This window comes from Curtobacterium sp. MCLR17_040 (genome assembly GCF_003234735.1).
In the GTDB taxonomy this organism is placed as follows: Bacteria; Actinomycetota; Actinomycetes; order Actinomycetales; family Microbacteriaceae; genus Curtobacterium; species Curtobacterium flaccumfaciens.
Genome location: NZ_QKTE01000012.1, coordinates 59,148 through 73,863 on the forward strand (window position 1 = coordinate 59,148; position 14,716 = coordinate 73,863).

At 71.7% G+C, this 14,716-nt stretch carries 12 protein-coding genes; 6 read left to right on the forward strand and 6 right to left on the reverse strand.

The genetic code is table 11. From position 1 onward, the window contains the following. Positions 1–13 precede the first annotated feature (13 nt). Positions 14–1,576 carry a glycosyltransferase family 2 protein gene (locus DEJ01_RS11625; protein WP_181438431.1) on the forward strand — a complete coding sequence of 521 codons (1,563 nt, stop codon included), beginning with the start codon at positions 14–16 and terminating at the stop codon, positions 1,574–1,576. Then, positions 1,573–3,312: a glycosyltransferase family 2 protein gene (locus DEJ01_RS11630; RefSeq protein WP_146247602.1), complete on the forward strand. Its 1,740-nt coding sequence runs from the start codon at positions 1,573–1,575 to the stop codon at positions 3,310–3,312. The genes DEJ01_RS11625 and DEJ01_RS11630 overlap by 4 nt, the downstream gene beginning before the upstream one ends. On the opposite strand, the gene DEJ01_RS11635 is transcribed toward DEJ01_RS11630, so the two are convergent. Continuing rightward, positions 3,302–4,174, reverse strand: coding sequence for a DUF6270 domain-containing protein (locus tag DEJ01_RS11635; protein WP_146247603.1), 873 nt, complete (start codon positions 4,172–4,174; stop codon positions 3,302–3,304). The genes DEJ01_RS11630 and DEJ01_RS11635 overlap by 11 nt on opposite strands. Positions 4,175–4,194: 20 nt before the next feature. Next, positions 4,195–5,310: a glycosyltransferase gene (locus tag DEJ01_RS11640; protein ID WP_146247604.1), complete on the reverse strand. Its 1,116-nt coding sequence runs from the start codon at positions 5,308–5,310 to the stop codon at positions 4,195–4,197. 50 nt (positions 5,311–5,360) lie between these two features. Here DEJ01_RS11640 and DEJ01_RS11645 point away from each other — a divergent pair, with 50 nt between their 5' ends. After that, positions 5,361–5,939, forward strand: a complete 579-nt coding sequence (locus DEJ01_RS11645; RefSeq protein ID WP_111093052.1) for an SGNH/GDSL hydrolase family protein — start codon at positions 5,361–5,363, stop codon at positions 5,937–5,939. A gap of 17 nt (positions 5,940–5,956) precedes the next feature. On the opposite strand, the gene DEJ01_RS18185 is transcribed toward DEJ01_RS11645, so the two are convergent. The 4 genes from DEJ01_RS18185 to DEJ01_RS11660 form a co-directional block, all read right to left on the reverse strand. Continuing rightward, the gene (locus DEJ01_RS18185; RefSeq protein ID WP_175529707.1) at positions 5,957–6,112 is read right to left on the reverse strand and encodes a hypothetical protein; all 156 of its coding nucleotides are present in this window, start codon (positions 6,110–6,112) and stop codon (positions 5,957–5,959) included. Between the two features lie 146 nt (positions 6,113–6,258). Then, complete coding sequence (locus tag DEJ01_RS11650; protein ID WP_111093053.1) at positions 6,259–8,853, reverse strand: glycosyltransferase; 2,595 nt, start codon at positions 8,851–8,853, stop codon at positions 6,259–6,261. Continuing rightward, a complete protein-coding gene (locus tag DEJ01_RS11655) occupies positions 8,853–10,307 on the reverse strand; it encodes a glycosyltransferase family 2 protein (protein ID WP_111093054.1) in 1,455 nt (484 codons plus the stop codon). The genes DEJ01_RS11650 and DEJ01_RS11655 overlap by 1 nt, the downstream gene beginning before the upstream one ends. Then, the gene (locus tag DEJ01_RS11660) at positions 10,304–11,662 is read right to left on the reverse strand and encodes a hypothetical protein (protein WP_111093055.1); all 1,359 of its coding nucleotides are present in this window, start codon (positions 11,660–11,662) and stop codon (positions 10,304–10,306) included. The genes DEJ01_RS11655 and DEJ01_RS11660 overlap by 4 nt, the downstream gene beginning before the upstream one ends. Before the next feature lie 53 nt (positions 11,663–11,715). Between DEJ01_RS11660 and hisD the strand changes: the two genes are divergently transcribed. From hisD to DEJ01_RS11675, 3 genes are read left to right on the forward strand one after another with little or no spacing between them, the layout of a single operon-like run. After that, positions 11,716–13,023 carry a histidinol dehydrogenase gene (hisD, locus tag DEJ01_RS11665; protein ID WP_111093056.1) on the forward strand — a complete coding sequence of 436 codons (1,308 nt, stop codon included), beginning with the start codon at positions 11,716–11,718 and terminating at the stop codon, positions 13,021–13,023. Between the two features lie 13 nt (positions 13,024–13,036). Then, entirely contained in the window at positions 13,037–13,537 is a 501-nt protein-coding gene (nrdR, locus tag DEJ01_RS11670) for a transcriptional regulator NrdR (RefSeq protein WP_111054959.1), read from the forward strand. Continuing rightward, positions 13,534–14,610, forward strand: a complete 1,077-nt coding sequence (locus DEJ01_RS11675) for a quinone-dependent dihydroorotate dehydrogenase (protein ID WP_084741082.1) — start codon at positions 13,534–13,536, stop codon at positions 14,608–14,610. The genes nrdR and DEJ01_RS11675 overlap by 4 nt, the downstream gene beginning before the upstream one ends. Positions 14,611–14,716 lie beyond the last annotated feature (106 nt).

The following is a 14,716-nucleotide window of genomic DNA, read 5'->3' on the forward strand; positions in this document are numbered from 1 at the left end:
CAGGAGAAGTGCTGTGGGCGGACCCCTTCCCCTGCTGTCGGTCGTCGTGCCGGTCGGCAGCGTCGGCCCGTGGTTCGACGTCGCGCTGGAGGCGCTCCGGTCGCAGAGCCACCGTCGGCTCGAGATCATCCTCGTGCTCGACGGGCTCAGCTCCGGGGTGACGGAGTCCGTCCGGTCGCTCGCCACCGAAGACCCGCGCATCGTCGTGCTCGAGATCGGGGAACGTGGCGGAGCCGGCAACGCCAGGAACACCGGGCTGCGCGTCGCGACCGGCGACTTCGTCGTGTTCGCGGACGCCGACGACCTCGTGCCGCCCGCTGCCTACGAACGGCTCCTCGCCGTGTTCGCCGAGTCCGGTCCGGTGCTCGTCAGCGGCAGGGCTGAGCAGTTCACCGGGGACGGGCGCGAGTCGACCTACTGGACGACGGACGACGCACTCTGGACGACCGGGGGGACCGGCCTCCGACTCTCGGACACGCCGCAGCTGGCCTTCGACCACACACCCTGGAACAAGGTCTTCAACCGCAGGTGGTTGCTCGAGTCCGGCGTCGAGTTCCCGACCGGCACCACCTGCGAGGACGTTTCCTGGTGGGCGCGGCTCGCGGTGGGAGCGAGGGTCGACGTGCTGCCCGAGGTGGTGTACAGCCACCGGCGACACGACGAGTCGGTGACGTCGGGCATCGGCCGGGGCGACGACCTGGACGACTGGGTCGAACAGACCCGTGCAGCAGTCGAGACGTACGCGGCACACGGGGCGGATGGGGCGACGGCGGCTTTCGGACGGCGGCTGATCCGCCGAGAGGCGTGGACGCGGGTCCGCGGGATCGGCGTGCTCGACCCGGCCGGCGCCCGCCTGCTCGCCGATTTCGTGCGGTGGATCGGCACCTGGGTCGACGAGACCGAGTTCGACGACCTCAGCGCCTACCCCGGCGCCGCCTACGCCCTGCTCCGGGCGAAGGAGCCGGGACTCGCGGCCGAGCTCGTCGAGACGTTCGACCGCCCGGCAGAGGACGTCGTCCTGCGGTGGGGCAGTCTCGCCGCCGAGTGCGAGCGGGCCCTCGGTCCCGACACGGAGCGCGGCGCTGACCTGTGGCGCGAACGCCTGTTCCGGCCGGTCGTCGATGCCGCACAGCGTGGCGATCCGCTCCCTGTCCGTCCAGAGCTCGTCGCGGCGTTCTGGGACGAGTTCGTCGGCCGTGGGCTGGACGAGCACGAACAGGTCGTGCTGTCCGCGTTGCGGGACGGAGCAGTGGACGACGTCGTGTTCCTCCGACGCAATCGTCGCGTCCGTGCGACCGCCGACCGACACCGTGGTGGTCTCCGGATCAGCATGACGGGTCTCGAGCACCCGGCACCGGGGAGTGTCGTGCTCGAGCGCGACGGAACCCGGACGGCAGTGCACCGGGGCGTGCTGTCATCGGACACGGTCGTGTCGTCGGCGAGGCCTCGGCCGGGTGACAGGTGGAGCGTCGAGTTCACGCTGCGCGACGGGCGGATCCACCGTGTCGAGGTGGCCGTCGCACCGTCGGCACTGCGCCGCGTCGCCGCCGTGCTCAGGACGAGGAGTCGGCCGTGAGCGCACAGCTCTCCGTCGTTATGCCGGTGCACGACGTCGCGCCGTGGATCGAGGAGCAGCTCGACTGTGTCCTGCGGCAGGATGTCGACCTCGAGGTGATCGTCATCGACGACCGGTCCACCGACGAGACGGTCGCGATCGTGGAGCGGATCGCGTCCGGCGACCCCCGTGTGCGACTGCACCGATCCCGAGCAGCGGGGGGAGGCGCCGCCCGCAACCAGGGGATCGACCTCGCGCAGGGCGAGTACCTGGTGTTCGCCGACGGTGATGACCTGGTACCTGACGGGGCGTACCGGGCGCTCATCGACGCAGCCGAGCGCAGCGACGCCGTGATCGCGCTCGGCCGGCACCTCAAGTTCAGCTCCGGGTCGACCTGGGAGCCCATGTCGAGTTGGTACGACGTCCTGACCGAGTCGGTGACGGACCTCCAGGCCATGCCGAGGCTCTTGGCGAACCGCGCATGCTGGAACCGGGTCTTCCGCACCGACTTCCTGCGCGCGTCGGGCGTCCGGTTCCCGAACGCCCCGCGCTCCAACGACATCGTGCCGATGGTCCGCGCGTTCCTCGCCGCGGACCGTGTCGCGGTGGTGCCGGAGGTCGTCTACCTCTACCGCGAGCGTCCGGGAGCCTCGTCCATGACCGCGAGGGCGTCGGGCATCGATGGCGTGCTGAGCTACTTCGATCAGGAGATCGAGGTGGCATCACTGCTCGCCGACGCCGCCCCGGAGGTCCGCCGCGCGCACGCCGAGGTCGTCCTCGACGCCGACGGGTACGTCCACCTCGAACGGTTCCTCCGCAGCCAGCCGGATGCGAACGACCTGCACCGGGTCATCGGAGCGGTGCACGATCTGCTCGCGGTCGTGCCGACCGCCGATCGTCAGGCGCTCCGTGCCGAGCGACGAGCGCTCTGGTTCGCGGTGGCCAACGGAGCGGGGGAGATCGCCGTGCGCCTCGCGTCTGCGCTGCACGACGCGCGCGACGACCGCGACGTGCCGCCGGTGCTGCTCCGCGCCTGGGTGGACGTGATCCGCTCGGTCGGTGTGCTCGGAGAGGAAGCGGTCTTCGCACTCGGTCGCGGATCCCTCGTGAACGACGGGCCGTTGGTCCTGCTGGCGAACCGCGCGGAGCACACCGACGTGTCGGTGCTCGGATCCGCCGTCACGGACCTGGGTCCGCTGACGGCAGGGGTCGAAGGGAACTCCGAACTCCTGCGCGCGATGGCGGGTGCCGTCCACGGGCAGGACCCGCTCGCAGTGCAGCTGGTCTCGACGGTGCGGCACCTCGCACCGCTCGTCGTCGACGAGGCGCACCCGGACGCCGGCGGCCTGACCTTGAGCGGACCAGTGGCCGGGACGGTGCCTGACGGGGTCTCCCTCGACATGGTCCTGACCGCAACCCCGACCGAGAACGCCACTCTGACCGGAGCCGGGGCAGCGGGTACCCAGGCCGTCCTCCGGGTCGATCACCGCTCGTCCCGCTGGTCGCTGCGCCTGGAGAACGGCGACATCGCCACCGGCAGACACCGTGCCGTGGTCCGGATCTCGTTCCGTGGTCTCGGGCTCGACTTCCCGGTCGTGACCGCGAGGATGCCGCTCCCGCCCGTTCCGAGCGGCGTGCAACTGCAGCCCCTGGCCGACCGTGCGGACGGCTGGCGGTTCCTCGTCGACCGTCGGGTGCCGAGCGGGCACTTCGCCCGACGGCTCCTGCGCGCAGCGCGCGCCAGGCTCAGGAACTGAGGCCGGCGAGTTCGTCGGCCGGGTCCCCGGCGGTCAGGGCATCGCCGATGACCATGCGGTCGAGGTCTGCCATGAAGTCCTGGAAGAACGGTCGGCCGAAGTGCCAGGGCGAGATGCCGTAGGGGTGCGCGCCGTCGGAGTGGTACGAACGGTCGCGGTTGTCGATGGTACGGAGGTCGTGGCGGGCGGCGATCGAACGGTAGAGCGAGTCGTACCGGTCGTTCTCCCGCAGCAGCCGCTTGTACAGGTCGTCCCGTTTCTGGTCTCCGCGGTACTTCACGAACTCCAGGTCGCCGGTGCTCGTCCGGTAGTACGAGCTGTACCGGAAGCAGTTCAACACCAGGGTCGTCTCCGGGAGCGCCTGTCGCTGCCATGCCACGAGCTCGTCGACGGCCTGCTCGAGGAGCGGCACGTACTCGGCGCTCGCGTTCGCCATGTGCAGGGTCGTGAACCCCTCACCCGCCGCGAAGAAGTCCGTCTTCCGGAAGCTGTTCGGGTTGTTCGTGATGGTCGCGTCGCCGATCCGCGCGAGCCCGTACCGGACGTCGGAGTAGAGGTCGAACAGCAGGTAGTCGGGCGCGAACGACTCGAGTTCTGCGCGGTCCGACTTGGCGATGTCGCGCGCCATCGTGCGCGCCCCGTGCTCGTTGACCTTGTCACCCGGCTGGATCCGTTGCGCGATGTCCGGAGCGACGGGCGCCGACAGGAAGCTCACGAGACCGGTCTGCCACGCGAGCGGACCGAGGTCGTAGACGTCCTTGTAGTGCGGGTTGTTCCGCGTGATGAACGCTTCTCGCGTGACGCACGAGCCGATGATGGCCACCTTGATCCGTGACACCGAGTTCTCCGTTCGATCGAGCATGAGCCAGCAACAAAGCTTGATTATGCCTCAGGGTGCGTTGCGGTCCGCGTCGGCAGGCCAGCCGTCGTGTGCCGCAGGAGCGCCTCGTACCGGCGGGAGACCGCGAACGGCGCGAGCCGGGCCGTGAACCCGAGTGCGGCACCGCGTTCCGGCAACGGCTCCGACAGCACCCGGGCGAGCGCGCCGGCATCACCGGGTTCGAACCACCGGACCCAGGCTTCACCGCCGAAGTCGCTCCGGAGGTGCGCTTCGTCGGGCAGCACGACCGGCACGCCGAAGGTCGCGGCGAGGTGGAGGCTGCCGGAGTTCAGGACGCGCCGGTACGGCAGCACCGCGACGTCCGCGGCGTCGAACCAGCGCTTGACCTCGGCGTCGGCCACGTAGTCGTGGTGACGGACGGTGCGGAGCCCTTCGGGCAGGAGCCGATCGATGGTCGCTTCGTCCTCGGCCGACGTCCTCCCGGCGAGCAGGAGGACGAACCGGTCGGCGGCGGACGCCTGCTGCAGGGCCTCGATCAGGACGTCGACTCCCTTGTACGGACGGATCTGTCCGAAGAAGAGCACGGCGACGTCGTCGTCATCGAGTCCGAAACGTGCTCGTGCCTCCGTCCGGGACCCGTTGCCGTCGTAGATGCCGCGGTAGCTCGGGTGGGGGAGGTGTGCGACCGTTCGCCCGGAGAGGTCGTAGAACGGTGCCACCACGTCGTTCGTGCGGGAGTTCATGACGTGCACCGTGTCCGCGGTCGCGGCCAAGTAGCGGTTCAGCGCTATCTCGTGCTCCTCGTGCCGGACGTCGTGTGCGAGCGCGTTGTGGATCGTCCAGACGACTCGGGCACCGCGTGCCCGCGCTCCGTCGACCGAGGCCCGGAACCGAGCGAGTCGGGCAACGGCCTCGGCGGCGTCGTCCGCACGCTGCACGATCGGAGCTGTCCAGTGCACGTGCACGACGTCTCCGGTGCCGAGGGAGCTCAGGTCGTGCTCGAAACGCTCGAGCCTCGCGGACTCGAGGACGTCCCACCCCGAGGCTCGTGGAGCCAGGAGCATGAGGTTCAGGTAGGGGTTGTCGCGGTAGACGGGAAAGACCGCGAGCCGCGGTGGACGGCCGTCGCGAGGACGCGAGTGCGCTGTTGGAGCCACATGGCGATCCTACGAGGGGTCGCCGGTGCTCCGGTCGATAGCATCGAGGGATGTTCAGAGCTCGATCCAAGATCACCACCGATACATCGCTGACCTTCGCCGTGTCGGGTGACTCGGTCACGGCCCGCCCCGAGTCTTGGCGTGACCAGCTCGGCGATCGCCGTCTGCGGCTGGTCGGTGGCTTCGCCGAGGAGGGTGCGACGTCCGAGCGTGCGTTCGGTCAGGTCCGTCGTTCACTGGCCGACGTGCTCGTGGTCATGATCGGCATGAACGACGTCCGGGAGGGCGTGCCCTTCGAGGAGATGACCGCGAACATCGAGAAGATCGTGCGGTTCGCGGAGTGTCAGACACCCCTGATCTGCTTGGTCCCGCCGAACAACCGCACCAACGGCACGGTGAACCAGCGCGCGAACGGGGTCGTGGCGAACCGGCACCTGTTCGACCTCGGATCGCGACGAGGGTGGGTGGTCGCGGATCCGTTCGCCTTCGCCCGGGCCTCCAACAACTCGTGGGGTGGCGGCATGTCCGAGGACGGCGAACACCCCCTCCCGCACGTCTCCGCAGAGGCGGCGGTCCGCATGCGCCTGTTCATCCGGCAGGCAGCGGCGACGATGGGTCTCAACCAGTGAGATGAGGTCGGGGGCGCTCAGTCCAGCGTCGCGACGATGTACTCGGCCTCGTGCAGGACCGAGCAGAACGCCAGCCCCTCGTGGTCGAGCGCATCGCGCTTCCGGATGACCGCGCCGCACACAGCGCACTTGGTCGTGAAGGTCGACCGCATTGCATCCGAGAGGAGCGACATGCGAGCAGCCTGCTCCGGCAAGGTGAACAGCAGGCCGCGTTTGTCTCGGAACCTGGTGAACGTGCCCGAAGAATCCGCCTCAGAGTCGAAACGCGCTCAGCTCCGCGGGCTCGTGGTGTCCGCTCGCCACGCGCGTCGGGAAGCGCTCACAGCGACCGGACGACCTGCCCCGCCTCCGCCACAGCCCCGACCACGACGGCGAAGTCCCCGTCCGCGACGGACTGCCCCTCAGCCAGCCACACGACGTTCCGCGCCCCCGGCTGCGGCACGAACGACGAACCACCCGGCCCCGAAGACGGTGCCCCCACGACCAGCACGGTCACCTCGTCCAACCCGCTGGATCCCCGGTACCAGGACGTCGGCATGTCGACCTGCACCACGTGTCCCGCGGCTTCGAGTGCGATGATCAGTGCGGACACGTCCGCGACGCGCGTGCCGTCGTGCTTGACGGCGACACGGAAGCCTGCAGCCCCCTCCTCCCGGACGATGACCGGTCGCGAGGACCGCACCATCACGCCGTGGCCCTTGGGGAGCCCGGGGGCCACTCCGAGGTAGCGCAGTCCGGCTGCGTCGTACCGGTCGACGGCGTCGGCGTCGGCGTCGGGGTAGCGCCCGCGCCAGCGCTCGTCGAAGACGCGGCGGTTGTCGACCCGGGCGTCGTCCCGGCCCGGCGTGCGACTCTCGTGGTGGACGACGACCGACGACGGGACGACGACGAAGGCGGAGCCCGCCGGTGACGTCGACAGCGCGCGGAGGCACAGGTCCACGTCCTCGAGCCCGTTGGCGTACACGGGGTCGAACCCGTGCCAGCGGATCAGGTCGACGGCACGGAACGCCGCGGCGGCTGCGGTGATCGCCGAGAACCGCGCTGCGCCGGCGGAGCCCGACCCGAACACGCGGTCGGCGTCGTGCCGCGGGTGCTCGCCGAGGAAGTGCCAGGGCAGCACCTTGTCCCCGCCGAACACCGTGCCGGCGGCCTGCACGACGCCGTCCGGGTACACGAGCAGGGGCTGCGCGCCGAGGACCGACGGGTCGTCCAGCGCGCTGACGAGTGGCCGCAGCCAGCCGGTGGTGACCTCGGTGTCGTTGTTGAGCATGACGACGGTGCCGCCCGAGGACCGGGCGAGTCCGAGGTCGCTGCCCAGGGCGAAGTTCCGGTTCCGGTCTTCGCGCTGCAGGACCACCCGGGGTTCGTCACGGAACCAGGCACCGAGGATCGCGGAGACCGATCGCGGAGAGCCGTTGTCGACCAGGACGACCTCGACGCGGTCGCCGTCGTGGTCGGCCGCGCCGAGGACGGCATCGACGGCGCGCCGGGTCATCGTCCAGTCGCGGAACACCGGGACGACGACCGAGACGAGTCCGGTGTCGCGCGTCGGTGCGGCGGACGCCAGGGCGTCCCAGTCGATGCGGTGGCGGGCGAGCGCGACCTCCTGCCACGACGCGGGCTGGGCGGAGGAGACCCGTCGCTGGTCCCGCACGTTGTCGTAGTCGACGCCGATGACGGGCACGTACGCAGGCACCCCGAACCGCTGCCCGATGCGGAGCAGCCACTCCCAGTCGATCCAGCGTCGGAGCGTCTCGTCGAACGGGCCGACCCCTGCGGCGACGTCACGGCGGACCACGAGCGCGTTGAGGTCGATGAAGTTGCCGGCGAGCAGGTCGTCGAGCGTGCCGTCCTCGCCGCGGTACGTCTCGACGGGCGCGGTCCGGTCGTCCGCGTTGTTCGCGCCGACCATCCGCAGACCCGTGTGCACGGCGGGCCCGTCGGTCTCGAGCAGAGCCGCGAGGGCCGCGGTCAGGTGTTCCGGACGCCAGGTGTTGTCGGCGTCGAGGAACGCGACGAAGTCGCCACGCACGGCCGCGAGTCCGGTGTTCCGTGCGGCGCCGGCACCGCCGTTCTCCCGCTCGAGGAGCCGGATGCGCCCGTCTTCGGCAGCGAGCCCGCGCACGACGTCGACGGTGTTGTCGCCGGACCCGTCGTCGACCACGAGGAGTTCCCAGTTCGTGTGCTGCTGCGCTCGCACCGAAGCGATCGCCGCACCGACCACGTCGGCGCGCTGGTACACCGGCATCACGATCGACACGAGCGGTTGCTCCGCGTCGCGCCGCGCGACACCGCGCGGGTACCGGCCGAGGGCCTCGGCGACCTCGGGCCCGTCCCACGTGGACCGGTAGCGTCGCCGGGTGCGGTGCTGCGCACCGGCGAAGGCGCGAGCATCGGCGACGGCTGCGTCGCGTGCGGCGCCCCAGGTGGGAGCGTCGCCACGGCGGCCTGGAGGCACGGGGAGCGTGGTCGCGTCGGTCGCGTTCCGCAGGAAGTGCCGGAGCGCATCGAGCGTGGTCGCCGGGCGGTCGGCTCCCGGCACCGAGGCGGCGTACACGCCTGCGTCGAAGAGCGGCCCGGTCTGGAAGAGCTCGGGCCCCTCCTGGTGCAGGGCGTCGTACCAGGACATCGCGGGGACGGGCTGGTGCTCGCGCATCCACTCGTGCTCGATGAGCGGGTGCAGCGAGAGCCCACGCTGCCCGTCGTTGTGCACGTAGAACGCGACGGCGTCGGCGTCGGTGTCGAACGTCCGTCCGGTCTGTGCCTCGAAGTACGCGCGGTCGAGCACCTCGAACTCGGCGATCCGCCGGGCCCAGCGGTCGAGCCGGTCGGTTACGGTCAGCGGTCGGTCCGGGCCCCGGAAGGGTCGGGCGAGGCGCCGTGCGACGCGGCCGATGCCCTTCGCCTCGGCCATCAGCGGCGCCCCGGCAGTCGTGCGGCGACCTTCGCGATCGCCTGGCCGGTGCGGAAGGACCTGCTCGCGCGCAGGTCGGTGAGCTCCCGGCGCAGGCGCACGACCTCGTCCGCTGCGCTGGCCGCGGCGACGTCGGCGGCCGTGAGGTCGAGGGGGAGCAGTGCCGCCCACCGACGTTCGAGCGCGTCGGCCGTGCCCGCGAGGGGGGCCGTCAGCGCGTCCTCGATGCGTGCACGGGCGTCGGTGACCGCGCCCGGTGCGACGACCACGGCGAAGTGGTCCACGACGGCCGCGAGGGTGTCGGCGCCCGTCCGGTGCGCTCGCGACGACCACGGCACCGCGTTCTGCGCGGCCCGGACGACCACCAGGTGGAGCGCCCGGCGGTTTGCCGTGACGACGTCCGCGGGCGCCGGGTCCACGAGCACGGCGACGGTGACGAGGTCGTCGGGGCTGGGGTCTCCGGTGGTCACGGTCCACGCGGCCGGTGCCGACGTGCCGGCGGGGAGCCGGGCCTCCAGGTCGAAGCCGTCCCCGAAGGCCGCGTCGACCTGGCGGACGAGCGTGTCGGCGTCCTCGACGTGCCGTAGGTCCACGGCGAGCCTCGGGCGCTGCCCCGAGGGGACGAGGACGTCGGCGAACCGCTCGGTCGCCGTCATGCCGTGCCGCTGGTACGCGGCCACTGCGTCCGGCAGGAACGGGTAGCGACCCTCGAGCACGCGCTGGTGTGCGGCGCGCAGGGCGCTGCGGTTGCCGGAGAAGCTCTTGCCGCCGGCGTGCAGGACCAGCGCGCGGTTGGCGATCTTGGCGAGCCAGCCGTGGGCGGCGATCCGGAGGCAGTAGTCGTTCTCCTCGCCGTAACCGGGCGCGAAGGCCTCGTCGAACAGACCGTGCTCGGCGATCAGCTCGCGGCGGGTGAGGAAGCAGAAGCCCATCGCGACGGGCAGGACCTGGGACACCGGGAGCAGCGGTGCGAGCTCGTCCCAGACCCGTCGGGTGCGGTCCTCGGTGCGGGCCGCACCCCGGTTGGTCAGGCGGTAGGGGATGCTCGCGATCGTCGCGTTGTCACTGCGCGCCGTGACGACGCCGGTGCGGTCCTCGTCGAGGACCGCGAGCATCGCGTCGAGGAACCCCGCCGTCGGCACGGCGTCGCTGTTGAGGAGCAGGACGGCCTCGGTGTCGGGCTCGTCGGCACCGCGGTCGAGTTCGTCCACAGCACGGTTGCACGTGCCGACGAACCCGAGGTTGTGGTCGTTCCGCTCGTACCGGAACCCGGGGCGGTCGCCGATCCGGTCGAGCAGCGCCCGCTCGATGGTGTCCGCATCGGGCCCGCAGTCGTTGACGAACAGGGCGCGGTGCCGCTCGGTGTCGAGGTGCTCGAGGAGCCCGTCGACGCACCGCAGCAGGGAGTCGAGGTCGCCGTACACGGGCACGACGACGAGGGTGGAGCGGGTCATCGGGTGGACTCCTCTGCTTCGAGTGCACGTGCGAGGGCGTCGACGGCGGTCTCCAGCGGGCCACCGAGCACTCCCGCGGCCAGGGGCACGTGCCCGGTCGGGCCATCCGCAGCTGCCTGCCGGACGGCGTCGGCGACGGCCAGGCCGAGGGAACGGGCGTCGGCGGGGACCGCCTCGAGGTTCGGGTGCAGGTGCGCCCGGGTGCCGCGGAACTCGTTCGTCACGACGCGTGCGCCGGACACCGCGCCGTCGAACGGCGGGTGGCTCGGGTGCGGGCTGTGCTGGAGCGACAGCACCACGTTCGTCGATGCGATGAACCGGAAGTAGTCGTCCCAGGGCATGGTGCCGTGCGAGACGAGCTTCACGTCGCCTCGGCCCCCGTCCAGCTCGACGTCGCCGTGCTGTTCACCGGCCGAGTGGAACTCGACCCGGATGCCGTCGTCGGCCAGCTCCTGCACCGCGACCCGCAGCGCGGCGACGCCGAGGCGGAACAGGTTCCGGTGCTTGCTCGGACGGCCGTAGAAGAGGATCCGGACCACGTCCTCGTGCTTGCGGGCAGCGGCCACGCGTTCGAGCAGCTCGAGGTCGAGGTGCGGTGCGAAGGTGTGCTCGGAGGGGACGTCGAGGCCCTCGACGTCGGCCAGGTACCGGCGCAGCGGCTCGGAGTTCACGAGCATCCGGAAGCCGGCGCGGTAGGTGGAGGCGGCGACCGCGTACTCGGTCGACCACGGGCTGAAGCCGGGTTCGTAGTCCTGCACCAGGTACACGACGCGGTGCCGGGGGACGACCCCGGCGGTGACGGCGACGTCGATCGGGTGCGCGGTCTTCCAGTGCGTGGCGACCCAGACGTCGTCGCGGCCGAACTCGGTGTCCAGGACGTCCTCGCGCCGGACCACGCGGACGCCGGGGCGTCCGTCGACGCGCGACTCCGGGAACCGGTCGGCGACGAGCGCCTCGGCTGCGGCGGCACTGTTGCCGGGTGTCGTCCACCGGACCATGACGACCCGGACCCGCCGGCCGAGCCGGTCGCCGAGCGCGAGGGCGACGGCGAGGGCGGTCTGCACCCCGGCGAAGGCGGCACCCTCGCGGAGTTCGTCGACCACGAGCACCACCTCGGGATCGCGGTCCACGGTGCGGATGCCGGCGAGCGACAGGCTCGTCTCCACCAGGCCGTCGAACGGGCGCGCGGCCAGCGGCGCACGATCGCGTTCCCGCCGAGCCACACCGACGTCGACCCGGGACACCGTCCGGCCGAGTCGCTCACGGACGTCGTTGCGGTAGTGGCCGTCGCGTGCGTACCGCTCGTTCACCCGGACGAGGTCGCTCACGAGGCGCCGTGCCTTCTCGAAGTTCATCAGCCCTCACGTTACTGGGCGTCGGCGTTCGGCTCGGTAGGATCGGACCCCTCATGATGCAGCGAATCGACCTCCGCGGCGGCCTCCCCGCCCGTGCCGAACTCCTCCGACTCATGCCCCGCGCCGCGGGTGACGTGTCGCACGCGGTCGACGCCGCGCGCGAGTTGATCGAGGACGTCCGACACCGTGGGGCCGCGGCCCTGCACGACCAGGCCGAGCGCTTCGACGGCGGGGCTCCCGCGGACGTCCGGGTCCCCGCTGCCGAGATCACCGCCGCCGTGGCGGGGCTCACCCCCGAGGTCCGAGCCGCACTCGACGAGGCCATCCGCCGCGTCCGGGCCGCGAGTGCCGCGCAGATCCCCGCCCCGTCCGTGACGACCCTGGCCGACGGCGCCGAGGTCCACCAGCGCTGGCAGCCGATGCGCCGCGTGGGGCTCTACGTGCCCGGTGGCAAGGCCGTCTACCCGTCCAGCGTCGTGATGAACGTCGTCGCGGCCCAGGTCGCGGGCGTGCCCTCGATCGCCCTCGTGTCGCCGCCGCAGCGCGACCACGGCGGCGCGGTGCACCCGACGATCCTCGCGGCGGCGGGGCTGCTCGGCATCGACGAGGTCTACGCGATGGGCGGCGCCGGAGCCGTCGGCGCGCTGGCGTACGGCGTCGCCGAGATCGACCTCGAGCCGGTCGACCTGGTCACGGGGCCGGGCAACAACTACGTCGCCGCCGCCAAGCGCCTGGTGCGCGGGGTGGTGGGCATCGACTCCGAGGCCGGGGCGACCGAGATCCTCGTGATCGCGGACGACACTGCCGACGCCGGGTTCGTGGCCGCCGACCTCATCAGCCAGGCCGAGCACGACGAGCAGGCCGGCAGCGTGCTGGTGACGACGTCCGCGGCGTTCGCCGACGCGGTGGAAGCCGCCATCCCGGAACGCACGGCGGTGCTCGGGACGGCTGCGCGCCTCCAGACCGCCCTGGACGGACCGCAGTCCGCGATCGTCCTGGTGGACTCGCTGACCGACGCCGCGACGGTGAGCAACGCCTACGGGCCGGAGCACCTCGAGATTCAGACGGTCGACGACGACGCCGTGCTGGCCGACATCGACGCCGCCGGCGCGGTGTTCGTCGGGCCGAGCACGCCGGTGAGCCTGGGGGACTACCTGGCCGGGTCGAACCACGTGCTGCCGACCGGCGGTCAGGCCCGGTTCGGGTCCGGGCTGTCCGCGTCGACGTTCCTGCGACCCCAGCAGATCGTCCGGTACACGCCCGAGGCCCTGGCCGAGGTCGCGCCGCACATCGTCGCCCTGTCCACCGAGGAGCAGCTCCCCGCGCACGGGGCCGCCGTGACGGAGCGCACGAACCGATAGCCTGGGGAACGACATGTTCTGCCCCTTCTGCCGCCACCCGGACTCCCGCGTCGTCGACTCACGGACGAGCGACGACGGAACCTCCATCCGCCGCCGTCGACAGTGCCCCAACTGCGGTCGACGGTTCTCGACCACCGAGACCGCATCGCTCAACGTCGTGAAACGCAACGGTGTCACCGAGCCGTTCAGCCGCGACAAGATCGTCTCCGGCGTCCGCAAGGCGTGCCAGGGGCGCCCGGTCACCGACGGTGACCTGGCCGTGCTCGCGCAGCGCGTCGAGGAGACCGTGCGGTCCTCCGGATCCAGCCAGATCGACGCGAACGACATCGGCCTCGCGATCCTCGCACCCCTCCGGGAGCTCGACGAGGTCGCCTACCTGCGGTTCGCGAGCGTCTACCAGGCGTTCGACTCGCTCGAGGACTTCGAGGACGCCATCGGCCAGCTCCGCCGCGACCACCACGGGGCATCCGACACGGCCGCCGGGTCGTCCACACCGTCCGGCACGCGCGCGTGAGCGGCATCGCCGAACGGATCGTGCGCGGCGGCTACCGCGTCGTGTTCCGTTCCGTGTTCGCGAACATGGACCCCGAGCGCGCCCACCACCTGGCGTTCGCCGTCATCGCGGGGCTGCCCCGCGTGCCGTTCCTGAGCGGCGTCGTCGAGCGGTACTGCCGTCCCGCGGCGGCCGACGGCATCACCACGATGGGCATCCACTTCCCGTCGCGCTTCGGTCTGGCGGCCGGGTTCGACAAGGACGCCCGCGGCATCGCCGGTCTCGGCCTGCTCGGCTTCGGCCACGTCGAGGTCGGCACCATCACCGCCAAGCCGCAGCCCGGCAACGAGCGCCCGCGCCTGTTCCGGCTGATCGGCGACCGTGCCCTGATCAACCGCATGGGCTTCAACAACCACGGCGCCGCAGCGGCCGCCCGACGCCTCGAGCGCGCCCGCCGCAACCCCGGCCGACCGGTCATCGGCGTGAACATCGGCAAGAGCCGGGTGGTCTCCGTCGAGGACGCCATCGACGACTACCTCGAGTCCACCCGCCGGCTCGCGACGTTCGCGGACTACCTGGCGGTCAACGTCAGCTCGCCGAACACGCCCGGTCTGCGCGGGCTGCAGGAACTCGACCAGCTCCGACCGCTGCTGTCCGCGGTGCGTGACGCCGCCGGCCGGACGCCGGTGCTCGTCAAGATCGCGCCGGACCTGACCGACGAGCAGATCGACGCGATCGCGGGCCTCGCGGTCGAGCTCGGGCTGTCCGGGGTGATCGCGAACAACACGACGATCTCCCGCGACGGGCTGACCGCCGATCCGTCCGACGTCGAGGCGATGGGCGCCGGGGGACTCTCCGGTGCGCCGGTCGCCGCCCGCTCCCTCGAGGTGCTGCGTCGCGTCCGCGCCGCGGTGCCCGCCGACTTCTGCGTCATCGCCGTCGGTGGTGTGACCACCGAGCAGGACGTGCAGGACCGCATCGACGCCGGCGCGACGCTCGTGCAGGGCTACACGGCGTTCCTCTACGAGGGGCCGACCTGGGCCGCGCGCATCAACCGGCTGCGCCGTCGGCGGCTGCGTCGCGCCGCGCGGTAGACACGACCACCTGACGGGCTGGAGGCCCGTGGCGACACCGCCACGGGCCTCCAGTCCGTCTTGGGGGCGCGCCTGCGCCATCGGGTGAGCAGAACACGCCGTGGCT

What these genes read in the sequence shown, in the direction of transcription:
- DEJ01_RS11650 (WP_111093053.1), bottom strand. Translation starts at nt 8,853, where the DNA reads ATGGCCGAGGCGAAGGGCATCGGCCGCGTCGCACGGCGCCTCGCCCGA.
- DEJ01_RS11660 (WP_111093055.1), bottom strand. Translation starts at nt 11,662, where the DNA reads ATGAACTTCGAGAAGGCACGGCGCCTCGTGAGCGACCTCGTCCGGGTG.
- DEJ01_RS11635 (WP_146247603.1), bottom strand. Translation starts at nt 4,174, where the DNA reads ATGCTCGATCGAACGGAGAACTCGGTGTCACGGATCAAGGTGGCCATC.
- DEJ01_RS18185 (WP_175529707.1), bottom strand. Translation starts at nt 6,112, where the DNA reads ATGTCGCTCCTCTCGGATGCAATGCGGTCGACCTTCACGACCAAGTGC.
- hisD (WP_111093056.1), top strand. Translation starts at nt 11,716, where the DNA reads ATGATGCAGCGAATCGACCTCCGCGGCGGCCTCCCCGCCCGTGCCGAA.
- nrdR (WP_111054959.1), top strand. Translation starts at nt 13,037, where the DNA reads ATGTTCTGCCCCTTCTGCCGCCACCCGGACTCCCGCGTCGTCGACTCA.
- DEJ01_RS11645 (WP_111093052.1), top strand. Translation starts at nt 5,361, where the DNA reads ATGTTCAGAGCTCGATCCAAGATCACCACCGATACATCGCTGACCTTC.
- DEJ01_RS11655 (WP_111093054.1), bottom strand. Translation starts at nt 10,307, where the DNA reads ATGACCCGCTCCACCCTCGTCGTCGTGCCCGTGTACGGCGACCTCGAC.